Source organism: Pantoea sp. X-Soil-YNGN-775, assembly GCF_059730575.1.
In genome coordinates this window covers 3,054,929-3,072,383 of record NZ_AP035945.1, presented here as the reverse complement: position 1 = coordinate 3,072,383, position 17,455 = coordinate 3,054,929, and the positions used below count along the sequence as shown (strand labels likewise).

The window sequence follows — 17,455 nt, the reverse complement described above, 5'->3', positions numbered from 1 at the left end:
GGCATCCTCTGACGGAATCTGTTATCAGGTCTGTCTGTGCATTACATTTAACATCTTATTAAAGCCGCTTTAACAATCGGGCTGGATGAAACGAATAACGTCTATGGAGCTTCGCGATGACCACACAACCGATGAACATCACTCTTAGCAGCCAGCCCGCCGATGCGCGCTGGGGCGAAAAAGCCATACTGAGCAGCAACGACAGCGGCATGACCCTGCACCTGATCGGTGCGGATGCGCTGATGACCATTCAGCGTGCCGGTCGCAAACTGGATAGCCAGGGTATTCGCCACGTGGCGCTGGCCGGCGAAGGCTGGCACCTTGAACAGTGCTGGGCATTCTGGCAAGGCTACCGCGGCCCGAAAGGACAGCGTCAGGTTGACTGGCCAACGCTGGGCGAGCACGAGCAGGCAGAATTTGATCGCCGGCTGAAAATTATCGACTGGGTGCGCAACACCATCAACCTGCCAGCCGAAGAGCTGGGACCGGAGCAGCTGGCGCACACCGCCATCGACCTGATCAGTGAAGTGGGCGGCAGCGCCGTCAGCTATCGCATCACCAAAGGTGACGATCTGCGGGTGCAGGGCTACATGGGCCTGCATACGGTAGGGCGCGGCTCCAGCCGTCCGCCGGTGCTGCTGGCGCTCGACTTCAATCCGACCGGTGACGACAACGCGCCGGTGTACGCCTGTCTGGTCGGCAAAGGCATTACCTTCGACACCGGCGGCTACAGTATGAAGCAGAGCAGCTTCATGGACTCAATGAAGTCTGACATGGGCGGCGCGGCCACCGTGACCGGCGCGCTGGCGATGGCGATTGCCCGCGGCCTCAACAAACGCGTGAAGCTTTACCTCTGCTGCGCCGACAATATGGTCAGCAGCAACGCCTTTAAACTGGGCGATATCATTCGCTATCGCAATGGCAAATCGGTGGAAGTGATGAACACCGACGCCGAAGGCCGACTGGTGCTGGCTGATGGCTTAATCGACGCCAGCGAGCAGCAACCGACGCTGCTGATCGATGCTGCCACCCTGACTGGCGCAGCCAAAACCGCGCTGGGCAATGATTACCATGCGTTATTCACCTTTGATGAGGTGCTGGCGCAGTCGCTGATGGGCAGCGCAGTCAGTGAAAACGAGCCGTTCTGGCGTCTGCCGCTGGCCGAGTTCCATCGCAGCCATCTGCCGTCTAATTTTGCCGATCTGAATAACATTGCCAGCCCGGCACATGCGGCCGGTGCCAGCAGCGCGGCGGCGTTCCTCTCTTATTTCGTCAGCAACTACCAGCAGGGCTGGCTGCACATCGACTGCTCTGCGACCTACCGCAAAAGCGCGGTCGATCAGTGGGCAGCCGGTGCCACCGGCCTTGGCGTGCGGACGCTGGCTAACCTGTTACTGAAATAACTGCTATTCAGCGGTGGCGGGTGCCGCCGCGTTTTTAGAGAGTGAATATGAACCGTCTTGAAGAGGTGCTGAAGCTGGCCGCTACCGAGCCCGCTCACCGGCCCGAATTTTTTCAACTGTTGCTGGAATCAGACGTCTGGGTGCCGGGCGAAAGCACGTCGCAGCAACTTGATGCCAGCACGCCGGTCGATCTGCAGCACTGGGAAAAAGAGGATGGCAGCAGCATCATTCCGTTTTTCAGTTCAGAACAGGCGATGAGCGACGCGGTCAGCAGCGAGCAGGCTTATCTGCGTCTGCCGGTGCGCACGCTGTTTGAAATGACCCGTGGCGAAACGCTGTTTCTCAACCCTAAATTACCGACCGGCAAAGAGTTCTCGCCTGCCGAAATCACTCATCTGCTGACGGAAGAGGGCAACGCCCTGAGTCAGCAAACGGTGCTGGAAGGCGGACAGTCGCTGCTGTTGTCTGAAGTGGCGGAACCGCCGGCGCAGATGGTTGATTCGCTGACCCAGCTGTTCAGCAAATACAAGCAGGTGCGCCGCGCATTTATCGCCAGCATCCGTGAGCGGGCTGATGAAACGCCGAACCTGCTGATTGGTATTGAAGCGGACAGCGATATTGAAGCGATCATTCAGGCGGCGGGCAGCGTAGCAATGGATACGCTGCCGGACGATGCGCCGGTCGACTTATGCGAAGTGACGGTGGAGGATCGCGGCATCAGCCATTTCTTCACTGCCCATATTACCCCGTTCTATGAACGTCGCTGGGGCAGTTTCCTGCGCGACTTCAAAGGCAGCGAACGCATCATCTGATGGAAAAAGAGCGGCGCACTGGCCGCTCTTTTTTTATTTCGCAATCGGCAGATCGTTGCGGCTGCCCCATTCGCTCCACGAACCGTCGTAGATGGCGGTGTGACGCGCGCCCAGCGCGGTCAGCGCCAGAATCACTACCGCTGCCGTGACGCCCGAACCACAGCTGGCCACCACCGGTTTGTCCAGCTCAACCCCGGCGCGGGCAAACAGATCGCGCAGTTCAGCCAGCGGCTTCAGTTCGCCATTCACCACCAGGCTATTCCACGGCACATTCAGGCTATTTGGAATGTGGCCGCGCAGCAGACCGGGACGCGGTTCATCCACTTCGGCGTTAAAACGGTTGGCCGCACGCGCATCCACCAGCTGTGCGCCACCTTCATGACTGATCAGCAGCACATCATTCAGCCGACGGACCTGGCCTTCATCATAGCTGGCTTCAAACTCACCTTCCGGCAGTGATACCGGGCCGCTCTCAAGGGCAAAACCGGCCGCTTTCCAGCCCTGCAGGCCGCCAGCCAGAATCGACACCTGGGCAACGCCATACAGGCGCAGCATCCACCAGGCGCGTGGGGCCGAGAACAGATTTCCCTCGTCATAGACCACCAGATGTTTGTCGCTGCTGATACCCAGTTCACGCATTGCCACGGCAAAACGCTCGGGGCGCGACAGCATGTGCGGGTAAGGGCTGGTGTGATCCGACAGCTCTTCAATGTTGAAAAACGGTGCATCAGGCAGATGGCCCGCCAGATATTCGGCATTCACATCCCGCACCGCTTCCTGACCAGACGGCAGCATCCGGCTGTCCAGCACCTGCAGGTTTTCATCGTGATAGTGTTCCTGTAACCAGTCGGCGGACACAAACAGTGGCGTCGTCATAACAACCTCATCTCAGTTATCTGTGCTGTCAGTGTCGGGCAATGCGGGCGCCATCTCAAGAGAAGCGTTGATTAAATGCGAGCATTGAGATGAAATTGCGCAGCGTTATAAAACAACTCCTCTGGGACCCGGTGAAGGATTTACCATGAAAAAACGCATTAACCGACTGCTGATCGGCCTGCTGATCGGCGGTTCGCTGCTGGCGACCGCAGCCGTACCGATTTACCCTGTCAGCGCAGCGGAAACCCCCGCCACGCAGGTCAGTAAGCCGCTGACGCTCTCCGACCTCTCTGAACTTCAGCTTGATGGCGCTGCCGCGCTGGTTTTAACCTTTAATCAGCCGCTGGATGATAAGCAGGATCTGACGCAAAAAGTCAGGCTGACCGACGATAAACAGGGGCGGGTAGACGGTGGCTGGGAGCTGTCTGACAACCGCAAAACGCTGCGTTTTCGTCATCCCCAGCCGTCGCATCAGTTTACCGTCACGGTGGAAGCGGGCTTGCGCGCGGCCAGCGGAGAGACGCTGGCGGCCGGCTTCAGCAAAAAAATCACCACCCGGGATATCGAACCGATGGTCGGTTTTGCCAGCCGTGGTTCGTTGCTGCCGCTGCGCCTTACCCAGGGGTTACCGGTGCTGGCGCTGAATATCGACCAGGTTGATGTGGATTTTTTCCGGATAAAAAATGCCGGTCTGGCGGCGTTTCTTGCCGAGTGGAATGACGGCAATAACCTCTCAAGCTGGCAATCTCAGTCGTTATTAAAAAGCAGTCAGCTGGTTTACAGCGGACGTTTTGAACTCAACCCGGCTCGCAATACCCGTGAAAAACTGCAGTTGCCGCTTCAGAATATTAGCCCGCTGCAGCAGCCGGGCGTCTATCTGGCGGTGATGAAACAGGCGGGCACCTATCACTACAGCATGCCCGCCACGCTGTTTACCCTGAGCGATATTGGTCTGTCACTGCATCGCTTTCCCACCCAGCTTGAACTGTTCGCCCAGAGCCTGGAAAACGGCAAGCCGCTTGCTGACGTCAGCGTCAGGCTGCTGAACGAGAAAGGCCAGGTGCTGCAAAATGGCACCAGCGACAGCAACGGGCATCTGCGTCTGAAAGCGGATGAGAAGGGCCGCTTTCTGCTGGCGATGCAGGGCGAGCAGACCTCGCTGATCGACCTGGCGCGTCCGGCGCTGGATCTGGCGGAGTTTCCGGTTACCGGGCCACAGGGCTATGACAAACAGCTGTTCGTGTTTGGCCCGCGAGATATCTATCGCCCGGGCGAAACGGTGATCGTCAATGCGCTATTACGCGATGCCGACGGTAAACCGTTGCCGGCCCAGCCGGTGAAAGCCGAGCTGGTCCAGCCCGATGGCCAGCTGGTGCGTACCTTTGTCTGGCAACCGCAGGACGGTTTTTATCAGCAGCGTTTCACCCTGCCCGACGCGTCGATGACCGGTGACTGGCAGCTGCGACTGAATGCCGGTGACAATCTGAAGCGTCAATGGGCTTTCCACGTCGAGGATTTTCTGCCGGAACGCATGGCGTTGACCCTGAAAACCGATCCCCAGCCGCAGCCTGCCGATGCCGACATCGCCTTCAATATTGAGGGGCGCTACCTGTATGGCGCACCGGCTGCCGGTAACGCGCTGCAGGGCGAGCTTTATCTGCGCCCGGCACGGGAGGCGGTCGCGGCGCTGCCGGGTTACCAGTTTGGCGATATTACCGAACAGGGCCTGAAGCGCACGCTGGATGAAGTCGATCTGAAGCTGGATGCCAGCGGCAAGGCCCGGCTCACGGTCGATAATCAGTGGGATCAACTGCATTCACCGCTCAACCTGATTCTGCAGGCCAGCCTGCTGGAAACCGGTGGCCGGCCGGTCACTCGCCGTGCCACTACCGCCATCTGGCCAGCCGCCGCGCTGCCCGGCATTCGTCCGCTGTTTGCCAGTAAAGCGGTGTATGACTACCGCAGCGACAGCTATCACGACGAGCCTACCGTGCCGGAAAACAGCCTGGCGGAATTTGATCTCGTTTACGCCAACAGCCAGGGCGTAAAGCTGGCGGCTGACAAGCTGGTGGTGCGATTAATCCGCGAACGGCGCGATTACTACTGGAGCTTTTCTGACAGCGAGGGCTGGCAATCGCGTTACGATGCCAAAGATCTGCAGGAAGATGAACGCGTCATCACCGTTCCGGCGGGTGGCAGCAGTAAGGTGAGCTTCCCGGTAGAGTGGGGCAGTTACCGGCTTGAGGTGCAGGCGGACGAAAAGATCGTCAGCAGCGTACGTTTTCAGGCGGGTTATGACTGGCAGGATAATACCAACGGCACCGGGGCACTGCGTCCGGATCAGGTGAAACTAAAACTGGATAAAGCGGCGTATCAGCCTGGTGAAACGGTCCATCTGCAGGTGGAGTCCCCGACAGCCGGTAAAGGCTATCTGATGGTGGAGTCAAGCAGCGGCACGCTGTGGTGGCAGCCGTTAACCGTGCCGCAGGGGGGGACCCAGGTTGAGGTGCCGATTGCCGATAGCTGGCAGCGTCACGATCTCTACTTCAGTGCCATCGTGGTGCGCGACGGCGATAAGGTCAGCGGGGCGACGCCAAAACGCGCGGTCGGACTGCTGCATCTGCCGATGGCGACCGAGGCGCGGCGACTCAACCTGACGCTGGAAACGCCCGCGACCATCCGGCCAGAGCAGAACCTGACGGTAAACCTGCAGGTCAGCCGCGACGGCGGTCCGCTGCCTGATAAGGTGCAGGTGCTGCTGTCGGCGGTCGACAGTGGCGTGCTGAGCGTGACTGACTACCAGACTCCCGATCCGTGGCAGGCGTTTTTCGGTCGTAAACGCTATAACGTCGATCAGTATGACGTGTTCGGCCAGCTGATTGAGGGCGGAGGCCGACTGGCGACCCTGCGCTTTGGCGGTGATGGCGAAGATCCTTCCAACACCCGCGGCGGTAAAAAGCCGGTTACCCACGTCAATATTGTGGCGCAGCAATTACAGGTTGTGACGCTGGATAAACAGGGCAAAGGCACTCTTACGCTGCCGATCCCGGCGTTTAACGGTGAGCTACGACTGATGGCGCAGACCTGGAGTGACGACAGCTTCGGCGCTGCCGAACGCAAAGTAGTGGTGGCAGCACCGCTGGTCAGTGAACTGGCGACACCGCGCTTTCTTGCCAGCGGCGACCAGGCTTCGCTGGCGCTGGACATTACCAACCTGACCGATCTGCCGCAGACCCTGAAAGTGGATGTGGCAGCCAGTGGCCTGGTCGGGCTGGCGGGCGCCGCCAGTCAGACTATCAGCCTGGCAAAAGGCGCTCGCACCACCCTGCAGATACCGGTAATGGCGAAAAGCGGTTTTGGCGACGGCGAGATCGCGGTGCAGATCAGCGGGCTGAATCTGCCTGGTGAGCAGCTGCGGCCGAGCAAACAGCAGTGGAAGATCGGCGTCAGGCCGCCTTATCCTGCCCAGACCCTCAATTTTGACGCGGTGATTACCCCCGGGCAGCCGTGGCAGGTGGCGGCCGCGGCGCTTACCGGTCTCGACAGCCAGACGCTGAGCGGGCAACTGACGCTGAGTAACCGGCCGCCGTTAAATCTCGCCAGCTATATCAGTGCGCTGTATGCCTATCCTTACGGTTGTCTGGAGCAGACCGCCAGCGGCCTCTGGCCTTCGCTCTACACCAGTCAGGCGCAGCTCAGTGCGATGGGAATTAAAACCAGCACTGATGAGGCGCGGCGGGCGGCGGTAGAAACCGGCATTGCCCGGCTGGCAGGCATGCAGCGCGCGGACGGCAGCTTCGGCTTATGGGGTAAACAGAGCGAAGAGGAGTTCTGGTTAACCGCTTACGTGACTGATTTTCTGCTGCGTGCCAGCGAGGCCGGTTATGCGTTACCTGACGACCTGATCACCCGCGCTAACGCCCGGCTATTGCGCTACTTACAGGACCCGGCGCAGATCACCGCCAGCGGCGGTAACCAGCCTGAGGCATTGCGCTTCAGCGTGCAGGCTTACGCCGGCCTGGTACTGGCGCGGCAGCAGCGCGCGCCGCTGGGTGCGCTGCGTGCGCTGTATGAAAAGCGTGACCAGAACCGCTCAGGGCTGGCGCTGATGCAGCTCGGCATCGCGCTGAAGCTGATGGGTGATACACCGCGCTCGCAGCTGGCGATCGTGCAGGCTGCCAGTCTGACGCGCCCTGACGATCGCTGGATTGGGGACTACGGCAGCACGGTACGCGATCAGGGCATGATGATTGCGCTGTTAGCGGAAAATCAGCTGCAGCCGGACCTGCAAAACAGCCTGCTGCTGTCGCTGTCGAAAGAGCTCAATGGAAAACGCGGGTTCTCGACGCAGGAGAATAACGCCCTCTATCTGGCGGCGCGCACCCTGCAAACGGCTCAGGGCCAGCGCTGGCAGGCGAACCTTGCGGGCGATCCACAACCGCTGACCGGCAATGCGCCGTTAAACCGCGGGCTGAGTGCCCGGCAGCTGACGCAGGGCGTGACGATAAGCAATCCGGGTCCGGCGGCCCTGTATGGCAACCTGAACGTAGTGGGATATCCGCTGACCCCGCCAGCGCCGGTCAGCCAGCAGCTGGCGATCAAACGGGAGTACTTCACCCTCGATGGCAAAGCTGCCGATCTCAGCCAGCTGCGCAGCGGTGAGCTGCTGGTGGTGCGTCTGACCGTTTCAGCCAGACGCGACATCAGCGATGCGCTGGTGGTGGATTTACTGCCTGCCGGACTAGAGCTGGAAAACCAGAATCTGGCGGACAGCAGCGCCAGCCTGGGCGACAGCGCGGATGCGTTAAAAGAGAGCATGATGGATATGCAGCAGGTAAATATTCGGCATATTGAGTTCCGTGACGATCGTTTCGTCGCCGCGCTGGCGGTTGATAGTTATCGTCCTGCAACGCTGATCTATCTGGCGCGGGCCGTCACGCCGGGCACTTACCAGATGCCACCGCCGCAGGTGGAATCGATGTATGTTCCTGAATGGCACGCCATCGGCAGTACCCCGCCGCCGATGAACGTCCGGTAAGCGGATTGGTGTTGAATATCCGCCCGGCTAAAAAGCGGTGGCTGGCGCTGCCGCTGTTTTTAATGACGCTGCTGCTGGCTCTGTGGGGGCTGGATCGGCTCTCTCCGTTACCGCTAAAGCAACCGCAGCCGGCGCGCGTGGTGGTGGCCGCCGACGGTACGCCGCTGTGGCGCTTCGCCGATCGCCACGGGATCTGGCGCTATCCGGTCACGCCAGAGGAGGTTTCGCCGGCCTATTTGCAGGCACTACTGACTTACGAAGATCGCTGGTTCTGGTATCACCCTGGCGTCAATCCGCTGGCCCTGCTGCGCGCCGCCTGGCAGGATCTGCGGCACCGTAGCGTGATTTCCGGTGGCAGCACCTTAACCATGCAGGTGGCTCGGCTTATCGACCCCCAGCCGCGGACGCTAAAGGGCAAGCTGATTCAGGCGTGGCGCGCGCTGCAGCTGGAGTGGCACCTTTCTAAACGCGATATCCTGACCCTCTATCTCAATCGGGCACCCTTTGGCGGCACGCTGGAAGGCGTCGGCGCGGCAAGCTGGAGCTGGCTGGGAAAATCGCCCGCTGAGCTGACCCGCGGCGAGGCCGCCTTGCTGGCGGTATTGCCACAGGCACCCAGCCGGTTACGGCCGGATCGCTGGCCGGCGCGAGCCGAAGCCGCCCGCAACAAAGTGCTGGATCGGCTGGCGCAGTACCGCGTCTGGTCGCCTCAGCAGGTGGCTGAAATCCGTCAGGAGCCGGTCTGGCTTCCGCCGCGACAGATGCCACAGATGGCACCCTTACTGGCCCGGCGTCTGCTGTCGATGACCGACCGTGACAAGATTGTCTCAACCCTCGATCCGTCGTTACAGCGTCAGCTGGAGAGCATGGCGCTGAACATTAAAAGTCAGCTTCCACCGCGCACCTCACTGGCGGTGCTGGTGGTCGATCACACCACCATGGCGGTGCAGGGGTATGTCGGTTCCGCCGACTTTGGCGATGACAGCCGCTTTGGTCAGGTGGATATGATCGCCAGCGTGCGCTCGCCCGGCTCGGTGTTAAAACCCTTTGTCTATGGCATGGCGATCGATGATGGCCTGATCCATGCAGAGTCCCTGTTGCAGGATGTGCCGCGTCGCGTCGGCGACTACCGGCCGGGTAACTTCGACAGCGGTTTTCATGGTCCGGTCAGCGCCAGCGAGGCATTAGTGCGATCGCTTAACCTGCCTGCCGTTCAGCTGCTGGAAGCGCTGGGGCCGAAAAATGTGGCGGCCCGTTTGCGTAACGTCGGGCTCAACTTACGCTTTCCAGCCGGTTCCGGACCTAATCTGTCGCTGATCCTCGGCGGCACCGGGGCACGGATGGACGAGGTGGTAGCGGCCTACAGCGCCTTTGCCCGCCACGGCAACGCCGGTCAGCTGCGCTGGTTGCCCGAGCAGCCGTTGCAGCAGCGACCGTTACTGTCACCTGGCGCGGCGTGGATTATCCGCCGCATTCTGGCAGGCGAGGCGCAGCCAGCGGCGAACGGCAGCGAACCGGCGGTGGTTCCGCTGGCGTGGAAAACCGGCACCAGCTACGGCTACCGCGACGCCTGGGCGGTTGGGGTGAATCCGCGTTACCTGATTGGCATCTGGGTTGGACGCCCGGATGCGACGCCGGTGGCCGGGCAGTCAGGCGTGGCCTCGGCGGTACCGGTGCTGAATCAGGTTAACAGCATCCTGATCAGCCGTTTAGCCGGCCAGGAATGGCCTGCCGATCGGCGTCCGGCCTCGGTGACGGTCGCCGCTATCTGCTGGCCAGGCGGTCAGCCACTGCCGGTGGGCGACCAGAATTGTCGGCAACGGCGGCAGAGCTGGGTGCTCAACGACACGCTGCCGCCCACGCTGCTGGCTGCCGGACAGGAGAGCCTCAGCGGCCTGCGGTTACGCTACTGGCAAAACGATCGGGGATTGCGGGTGGCAGCGGATTGTCCGCAGGCCAGCAGCCGTGAACGCCTGATGTGGCCGCTGCCGCTCGAAGCCTGGCTGCCACCTCAGGAGCGGCGGGCGCAGCGCTTACCGCCAATCGATCCACACTGTCCGCCGTTAGAGCAGGGCAGCAGCGCACCGCTGATCGTCACCGGCGTGATTGACGGACAGCGGGTGCAACCGCTGCCGGGCAATCCGCTGCTGCAACTGCCGGTGGCAGTGCAGGGCGGGCAGGGCACGGCGCGCTGGTGGTTTCTCAACGGTCAACCGCAGCAAAGCCAGAGCGGTACATTGTCGCTGCATCTTGATCGTCCGGGCGACTATCAGCTGGTGGTGATGGACGAAGCGGGTCAGCTGGCCACCGTCACCTTCAGTCGCCTGTGATATTTTGATGCGCTAAATCAGAATTGCGGCCGCTTTGCTTCGATTCAGATCAAGATTTTTCAATAAATTGCGGATCTCTGATAGGCAACGCCAGGCTCTGCCCCTATAATCGGCGCCGTTTCTTAGCCGGGGCGTGCGCCCCCGGTTTCTTCAGGACGTCAAGACAGAGGTCATCATGGCAATCGAACGTACTTTTTCTATCATCAAGCCAAACGCCGTCGCTAAAAACGTGATCGGTGCCATCTACAACCGTTTTGAAAGCGCAGGCTTCAAAATCGTTGGCGCAAAAATGCTGCAGCTGAGCAAAGAGCAGGCTGAAGGTTTCTACGCTGAACATCAGGGCAAGCCATTCTTCGACGGTCTGGTTGAATTCATGACCTCTGGTCCGGTAGTAGTTTCTGTACTGGAAGGCGAAAACGCCGTTCAGCGTCACCGTGACCTGATGGGTGCGACTAACCCGGCAAACGCACTGGCCGGCACCCTGCGTGCTGACTACGCTGACAGCTTCACCGAGAACGCGACCCACGGTTCAGATTCTGCAGAATCCGCTGCCCGTGAAATCGCTTACTTCTTCGGCGAAAACGAAATCTGCCCGCGTACCCGTTAATCGTCTGGCGATAAACCACCGGCTGGCTTTACAAAAATCTGCCTGAGGGAGGCGACTCCCGCCTGTTATCAGGCCGCAGATGTTGTACAATATTGCGCCTTCATTAACTCCGCTTGATGAAGGCGCAATTTTTTACCTATTCCTGAACAGCGCCATAACGTGTAACAACGAGGCCAGAGAACATTATGTCCGAACAGATTGTGACGTCCGCGTCCGCATCCCCGATTGTTGTTTCCCCCAAGAGCCAAAAAATTAACCTGCTGGATCTCAACCGTCAGCAGATGCGCGAATTCTTCCTGTCGCTCGGTGAAAAACCGTTCCGCGCTGACCAGGTCATGAAGTGGATCTATCACTACTGCTGCGACGACTTCGAGCAGATGACCGACATCAACAAAAAGCTGCGTACCCGGCTGATGGAGCTGACGGAAATCCGCGCCCCGGAAGTGGCGGAAGAGATGCGCTCCACCGATGGCACCATTAAATGGGCGATCCGCGTTGGCGATCAGCTGGTGGAAACCGTCTACATCCCGGAAGGCGACCGCGCCACGCTGTGCGTCTCTTCACAGGTGGGCTGTGCGCTGGAGTGTAAATTCTGTTCGACCGCTCAGCAGGGCTTTAACCGTAACCTGCGGGTTTCAGAGATTATTGGTCAGGTATGGCGCGCGGCGAAAATTGTCGGCGCGGCCAAAATCACCGGCCAGCGTCCGATCACCAACGTGGTGATGATGGGCATGGGTGAGCCACTGCTCAACCTCAACAACGTGGTACCCGCGATGGAGATCATGCTGGATGACTTCGGTTTCGGCTTATCGAAGCGTCGTGTGACTCTTTCGACCTCCGGCGTGGTGCCGGCGCTCGACAAACTCGGCGATATGATTGACGTCGCGCTGGCGATCTCGCTGCATGCGCCGAACGACAAGTTGCGTGACGACATCGTCCCGATCAACAAAAAATACAATATTGAAACCTTCCTGGCGGCGGTGAAACGCTACATTGGCAAGTCGAATGCCAACCAGGGTCGCGTCACTATCGAGTACGTGTTGCTGGATCATGTTAATGACAGCACCGACGATGCGCATGAGCTTGCCGCATTACTGAAAGATACGCCGTGCAAAATCAACCTGATTCCGTGGAACCCCTTCCCGGGCGCACCGTACGGCCGCAGCTCTAACAGCCGCATCGATCGCTTCTCTAAGGTGCTGATGGACTACGGTTTCACGACTATCGTGCGTAAAACCCGTGGCGATGATATTGATGCCGCCTGCGGTCAGTTGGCGGGTGAAGTTATCGACCGTACCAAACGTACTCTGCGCAAAAAGATGGCCGGTGAAGCGATATCTGTGAAAGCGCTCTGAAAGACTGACGGTTAACGTTTCCTGAAGGTGTGACGCGTGGCAGGCTGTACGCTGCTAAAGCCAACCGGATGGAAACGATGATGGCTAAGGGATTACCGGGGATTTTACTGGCCCTGTTTGTTGTAAGCGGGTGTGTCAGCCACACTCAATCGCCCGGCGCGGCGGAACTGCGTCTACAGTTAGGGATGCATTATCTGGCGGGCGGCGATGAGGCGGCGGCAGAACGCAATTTCCTGCGGGCGCAGGCGGCGGCACCGGATGATTATCGGGTCTCGCTGGCGCTGGCCCGACTGGCGCAGCAGCAGGGTAATCGTGCGGCAGCGCGTGCCCATTACCAACTGGCGCAGCAGCAGGCGCCGTTGAATGGTTTTGTTGCTAACAATTACGGTGCGTTTCTTTGCGCTTTAAGGCAGTATGGCGAAGCGCATCAACAGTTTAGTCGGGCAGGCGATGCGCAGCAGATTGACGCCCGTATCGATGCGCTTGAACTGGCGGGATTTTGTTATCTGCAGGCAGGCGATTTTGCTGCCACACGCCGTGTATTGCGGCAGGCCATTGAGACGGACGATCGCAAAGCCGGGGCGGTACTGGCTGAAGCTGAAAAGCTGATGGCCGATAATCAACTGGCTAACGCGCAGATTTTGCTCGATATTTACCAGCATCAGCGGCCCGAAACGGCACGCAGTCTGGCGTTATACTTACGTTTCGCCGCGCTACAGGAAAATGCCGTTGACGTTTCACGTTATGGCGACCGGTTAGCGCGACGTTTTCCGCAATCGATACAGTACCAGCGTTATTTAGCTAATGAATACTGAAGCCACTCAAGAGAATTCTGCAGTACATTCAACAGGTGAACGCCTGCGTCTGGCCCGTGAGCAGCTGGGACTGACGCAGCAGAACGTCGCTGAACGCCTGTGTCTGAAACTTTCTACCGTGCGTGACATTGAAGAAGACAAATCGCCTGCTGATTTGGCCTCTACCTTCCTGCGCGGCTACATTCGCTCCTACGCGCGACTGGTGCATATTCCTGAAGAGGAACTGCTGCCAATGATGGCGAAACAGACGCCGGTTCGTGCTGCAAAAATTGAACCGATGCAAAGTTTCTCGCTGGGTAAGCGCCGCAAAAAGCGTGACGGCTGGTTGATGATTTTTACCTGGCTGGTGCTGTTTGTGGTGGTGGGTCTGACGGGCGCCTGGTGGTGGCAGAATCACAAAGCTTCTCAGGACGATCTGGTGTCGGTGACCGATCAGAATGGCAGTAGCGGTGACGGTCAGTCTATTCCGCTGGGGGAGTCGAGCGGTGACAGCACCGTTCCGGCTGCGCCAGATGAAAGCAACACCGCGCCAGCAGCAGATAACAGCGCTGCCGGCACCAGCACGCCAGCCACTTCGGCCCCGGCCGCCAGTGCCAGTACTGCCGCGCCTGCTGCTCAGTCAGACACGACCAGCAATGCAGTGGTGTCACCCAGCCAGGCACCGGTAGACACCGGCGCAGCCGCGCCAGCAGCCACCACGAACACCGCCAGCACCGCCCCGCAGATGCCGGTCGGCGCAGCAGCGGTCAGTGAACCGGCTGGCGATCCTAACGCGGTGGTAATGACCTTCAATGCCGACTGCTGGCTGGAAGTCAGCGATGCAACCGGTAAAAAACTGTTCAGCGGCTTGCAGCGCAGCGGTGGTAAACTCAGTCTCGCAGGAACCGCTCCGTATCGTCTGAAAATTGGCGCTCCTGCCGCGGTTCAGGTGCAATATCAGAATCAGCCCGTTGATTTAAGTCGTTTTATCCGTAATAACCAGGTTGCTCGCCTGACGTTGGGTGCGCAATAACAGCGTATCGCGTACCGGGCAATTGTGGAGAAGAAATATGCATAACGAAGCACCCATTATCCGTCGTAAATCCAAACGCATTTACGTCGGCAAGGTGCCAGTCGGTGACGGCGCGCCAATCGCTGTTCAGTCGATGACCAACACCCGCACCACTGACGTGGCGGCGACGGTAAATCAGATCAAAGCCCTTGAGCGCGTCGGTGTCGATATCGTCCGCATCTCGGTGCCGACGATGGATGCCGCTGAGGCATTCAGACTGATTAAGCAACAGGTGAACGTCCCACTGGTGGCCGATATCCATTTTGACTACCGCATCGCGTTGAAAGTGGCCGAATATGGCGTTGATTGCCTGCGAATTAATCCCGGCAACATCGGTAATAACGAGCGTATCCGCATGGTGGTCGACTGCGCGCGCGATAACAACATTCCGATTCGGATTGGCGTAAACGCCGGTTCGCTGGAAAAAGATCTGCAGGAAAAATATGGCGAGCCGACGCCGCAGGCACTGCTTGAGTCGGCGATGCGCCATGTCGATCACCTTGATCGCCTTAACTTTGATCAGTTCAAAGTCAGCGTAAAAGCGTCGGACGTCTTCCTCGCGGTCGAATCGTATCGTCTGCTGGCGAAGCAGATTGAGCAGCCGCTGCACCTCGGTATTACCGAAGCGGGCGGGGCGCGAGCCGGTGCGGTAAAATCTGCTATCGGGCTCGGTTTACTGCTGTCCGAAGGGATTGGCGACACGCTGCGTATCTCGCTGGCGGCCGATCCGATTGAAGAAGTGAAGGTCGGTTTTGATATCCTGAAGTCACTGCGCATTCGTTCGCGTGGTATTAACTTCATCGCCTGTCCAACCTGTTCACGGCAGGAATTTGACGTTATCGGCACCGTTAACGCGCTGGAACAGCGTCTGGAAGATATCATCACGCCGATGGATGTCTCGATTATTGGCTGTGTGGTTAACGGACCGGGTGAAGCGACCATCTCTACGCTGGGCGTCACCGGCGGCAACAAGAAAAGTGGCTTCTACGAAGATGGCGTGCGTCAGCGCGATCGTCTCGACAACGACGATATGATCGATCAGCTGGAAGCGCGTATTCGTGCCAAAGCGTCGATGCTTGATGCCACGCGCCGTATTGATGTGCAGCATCTGGAAAAATAATGGCGCGCGCGGCCTGCGTGCGTGACTTTTTTGACTGAACCTGTGCGGTTTCACCCTTATAAGGTATGATGCCGGACAGGTTTTTTTGCATTAAGAGATTCTAACGTGGCGAAGAATATTCAGGCGATTCGCGGGATGAACGATTACCTGCCTGCGGATACCGCCATCTGGCAACGGATTGAAGGCGTTCTCAAGCAGACGCTGGCGAGCTACGGTTACAGCGAAATTCGCTTACCGCTGGTGGAGCAGACCCCGCTGTTTAAACGTGCCATCGGTGAAGTTACTGATGTGGTTGAAAAAGAGATGTACACCTTTGAGGACCGCAACGGCGAAAGCCTGACGCTGCGTCCGGAAGGGACGGCAGGCTGTGTACGCGCCGGTATCGAGCACGGTTTACTCTACAACCAGGAACAGCGTCTGTGGTACATGGGCCCGATGTTCCGCTATGAGCGCCCGCAGAAGGGCCGCTACCGTCAGTTTTACCAGATGGGCGTCGAAGTGTTTGGCCTGCAGGGCCCGGACATCGATGCTGAATTGATCATGCTGAACGCGCGCTGGTGGAAAGCGTTGGGCATCGCCGATCACGTTCGCCTTGAACTGAACTCCATTGGCTCCCTTGAAGCCCGCGCTCGCTACCGCGATGCGCTGGTGGCTTTCCTTGAGCAGCATAAAGAGGTGCTGGATGAGGATTGCAAACGCCGCATGTACAGTAACCCGATGCGAGTGCTGGACAGTAAAAATCCTGAGATTCAGCAACTGCTGAACGATGCGCCGCAGCTCGGCGACTATCTTGATGACGAATCACGCGAGCATTTCAACGGCCTGTGCGCGCTGCTGGATGACGCCGGTATCGCCTACACCATCAACCAGCGCCTGGTGCGCGGGCTTGATTACTACAATCGCACGGTGATTGAGTGGGTGACCGACAGCCTCGGTTCACAGGGCACGGTGTGCGGCGGCGGACGCTATGATGGGCTGGTTGAACAGCTCGGCGGACGCGCAACCCCAGCCGTAGGTTTTGCTATGGGCATGGAGCGTCTGGTGCTGCTGGTTCAGGCGGTGAATCCCGATTTTGAACCGACGAGCAATGTGGATGTCTATGTAATCGCTTCGGGTCAGGGCGTGCAGTCTGCTGCCATGCAACTGGCAGAGAAACTGCGTGATGAAGCGCCAGAACTGCGGTTGATGACCAACTTCGGCGGCGGCAACTTCAAAAAGCAATTTGCCCGCGCTGACAAGTGGGGCGCTCGCGTCGCGCTGGTATTAGGCGAGGATGAAGTGAAGGCCGGACAGGTGGTGATTAAAGATCTACGCCGTGGCGAGCAGCAAACGCTGGCTCAGGCAGAGGCTGTTGCTGTTTTGCGTACGCTGTTGCAGTAAGCGTGGCGTAGCACCAACCATAGAAAGGAGAGGGATTGCGTGGAAGTGTATAGCAATGAGAACGAGCAGACCGATGCGCTGCGCCGCTTTTTTGCCAATAACGGCAAAGCGTTAGCGGTTGGCGTAGTCATCGGCATTGCTGCGCTTGGCGGCTGGCGTTACTGGGCCAGTCATCAGGAAGATACGGCGAAATCAGTATCGGCGCAGTATCAACAGCTCACCAGCGCCATGCAGGCGGGCAAGCCAGAAACGCTGGAAGCGGTGAACACCTTTGCCAATGAAAACAGCAACACCTACGGTGCGCTGGCGGCGATGGATCTGGCAAAACAGTATGTTGACACCAACCAGCTGGACAAAGCCGCGACGCTGCTGCAAAACGGCCTGAAAGATACCAAAGATGCCAACCTGCAGGCGGTGATTAACCTGCGTCTGGCACGCATTCAACTGCAACAGAATCATGCTGATGCGGCGCTTAAAACCCTTGACGCTGTGAAGGGTGATGGCTGGACAGCCATTGTGGCCGATATCCGTGGTGAAGCGCTGCTGAGCAAAGGCGACAAGCAGGGCGCGCGCGATGCATGGAGCAAAGGGGTTGAATCTGACGCCTCTCCGGCATTGAAGCAAATGATGCAGATGAAGATGAATAACTTAAGCTAAGCCAGTCAAGA

General features: G+C 59.0%; 12 protein-coding genes. 11 read left to right on the top strand and 1 reads right to left on the bottom strand.

Annotation, left to right across the window (positions count from 1 at the left end):
- The first annotated feature begins 116 nt into the window (after window positions 1-116).
- Window positions 117-1,403, top strand: a complete 1,287-nt coding sequence (pepB, locus tag AC6I8I_RS14250) for an aminopeptidase PepB (protein WP_312055102.1) — start codon at window positions 117-119, stop codon at window positions 1,401-1,403.
- A gap of 47 nt (window positions 1,404-1,450) precedes the next feature.
- The gene (gene sseB / locus AC6I8I_RS14245; RefSeq protein ID WP_497827991.1) at window positions 1,451-2,215 is read left to right on the top strand and encodes an enhanced serine sensitivity protein SseB; all 765 of its coding nucleotides are present in this window, start codon (window positions 1,451-1,453) and stop codon (window positions 2,213-2,215) included.
- Between the two features lie 33 nt (window positions 2,216-2,248).
- On the opposite strand, the gene sseA is transcribed toward sseB, so the two are convergent.
- The gene (sseA, locus tag AC6I8I_RS14240) at window positions 2,249-3,091 is read right to left on the bottom strand and encodes a 3-mercaptopyruvate sulfurtransferase (RefSeq protein WP_497827990.1); all 843 of its coding nucleotides are present in this window, start codon (window positions 3,089-3,091) and stop codon (window positions 2,249-2,251) included.
- Between the two features lie 145 nt (window positions 3,092-3,236).
- Here sseA and AC6I8I_RS14235 point away from each other — a divergent pair, with 145 nt between their 5' ends.
- From AC6I8I_RS14235 to AC6I8I_RS14195, 9 genes are all read left to right on the top strand, one after another.
- Window positions 3,237-8,129, top strand: coding sequence for an alpha-2-macroglobulin family protein (locus AC6I8I_RS14235; RefSeq protein ID WP_497827989.1), 4,893 nt, complete (start codon window positions 3,237-3,239; stop codon window positions 8,127-8,129).
- A gap of 62 nt (window positions 8,130-8,191) precedes the next feature.
- Window positions 8,192-10,459, top strand: a complete 2,268-nt coding sequence (pbpC, locus tag AC6I8I_RS14230) for a peptidoglycan glycosyltransferase PbpC (RefSeq protein ID WP_497828666.1) — start codon at window positions 8,192-8,194, stop codon at window positions 10,457-10,459.
- 175 nt (window positions 10,460-10,634) lie between these two features.
- Window positions 10,635-11,066, top strand: a complete 432-nt coding sequence (gene ndk, locus AC6I8I_RS14225; protein ID WP_003848684.1) for a nucleoside-diphosphate kinase — start codon at window positions 10,635-10,637, stop codon at window positions 11,064-11,066.
- A 185-nt stretch (window positions 11,067-11,251) separates the two neighbouring features.
- Window positions 11,252-12,421 (top strand): dual-specificity RNA methyltransferase RlmN, encoded by a 1,170-nt coding sequence (gene rlmN / locus AC6I8I_RS14220; protein ID WP_031377788.1) that lies wholly within the window; start codon window positions 11,252-11,254, stop codon window positions 12,419-12,421.
- Window positions 12,422-12,501: 80 nt separating this feature from the next.
- Window positions 12,502-13,236, top strand: coding sequence for a type IV pilus biogenesis/stability protein PilW (gene pilW, locus AC6I8I_RS14215; protein WP_312055202.1), 735 nt, complete (start codon window positions 12,502-12,504; stop codon window positions 13,234-13,236).
- Entirely contained in the window at window positions 13,226-14,248 is a 1,023-nt protein-coding gene (gene rodZ, locus AC6I8I_RS14210) for a cytoskeleton protein RodZ (protein ID WP_312759015.1), read from the top strand. Before pilW ends, rodZ begins: the two co-directional genes overlap by 11 nt.
- A 37-nt stretch (window positions 14,249-14,285) precedes the next feature.
- A complete protein-coding gene (gene ispG / locus AC6I8I_RS14205) occupies window positions 14,286-15,407 on the top strand; it encodes a flavodoxin-dependent (E)-4-hydroxy-3-methylbut-2-enyl-diphosphate synthase (protein ID WP_312055092.1) in 1,122 nt (373 codons plus the stop codon).
- A gap of 105 nt (window positions 15,408-15,512) precedes the next feature.
- Window positions 15,513-16,787: a histidine--tRNA ligase gene (gene hisS / locus AC6I8I_RS14200; protein ID WP_312055090.1), complete on the top strand. Its 1,275-nt coding sequence runs from the start codon at window positions 15,513-15,515 to the stop codon at window positions 16,785-16,787.
- Between the two features lie 39 nt (window positions 16,788-16,826).
- The gene (locus AC6I8I_RS14195) at window positions 16,827-17,444 is read left to right on the top strand and encodes a YfgM family protein (RefSeq protein ID WP_312759013.1); all 618 of its coding nucleotides are present in this window, start codon (window positions 16,827-16,829) and stop codon (window positions 17,442-17,444) included.
- Window positions 17,445-17,455: the final 11 nt, after the last annotated feature.

What these genes read in the sequence shown, in the direction of transcription:
- pbpC (WP_497828666.1), top strand. Translation starts at nt 8,192, where the DNA reads ATGACGCTGCTGCTGGCTCTGTGGGGGCTGGATCGGCTCTCTCCGTTA.
- sseB (WP_497827991.1), top strand. Translation starts at nt 1,451, where the DNA reads ATGAACCGTCTTGAAGAGGTGCTGAAGCTGGCCGCTACCGAGCCCGCT.
- pepB (WP_312055102.1), top strand. Translation starts at nt 117, where the DNA reads ATGACCACACAACCGATGAACATCACTCTTAGCAGCCAGCCCGCCGAT.
- AC6I8I_RS14235 (WP_497827989.1), top strand. Translation starts at nt 3,237, where the DNA reads ATGAAAAAACGCATTAACCGACTGCTGATCGGCCTGCTGATCGGCGGT.
- rlmN (WP_031377788.1), top strand. Translation starts at nt 11,252, where the DNA reads ATGTCCGAACAGATTGTGACGTCCGCGTCCGCATCCCCGATTGTTGTT.
- ispG (WP_312055092.1), top strand. Translation starts at nt 14,286, where the DNA reads ATGCATAACGAAGCACCCATTATCCGTCGTAAATCCAAACGCATTTAC.
- rodZ (WP_312759015.1), top strand. Translation starts at nt 13,226, where the DNA reads ATGAATACTGAAGCCACTCAAGAGAATTCTGCAGTACATTCAACAGGT.
- sseA (WP_497827990.1), bottom strand. Translation starts at nt 3,091, where the DNA reads ATGACGACGCCACTGTTTGTGTCCGCCGACTGGTTACAGGAACACTAT.
- pilW (WP_312055202.1), top strand. Translation starts at nt 12,502, where the DNA reads ATGGCTAAGGGATTACCGGGGATTTTACTGGCCCTGTTTGTTGTAAGC.
- ndk (WP_003848684.1), top strand. Translation starts at nt 10,635, where the DNA reads ATGGCAATCGAACGTACTTTTTCTATCATCAAGCCAAACGCCGTCGCT.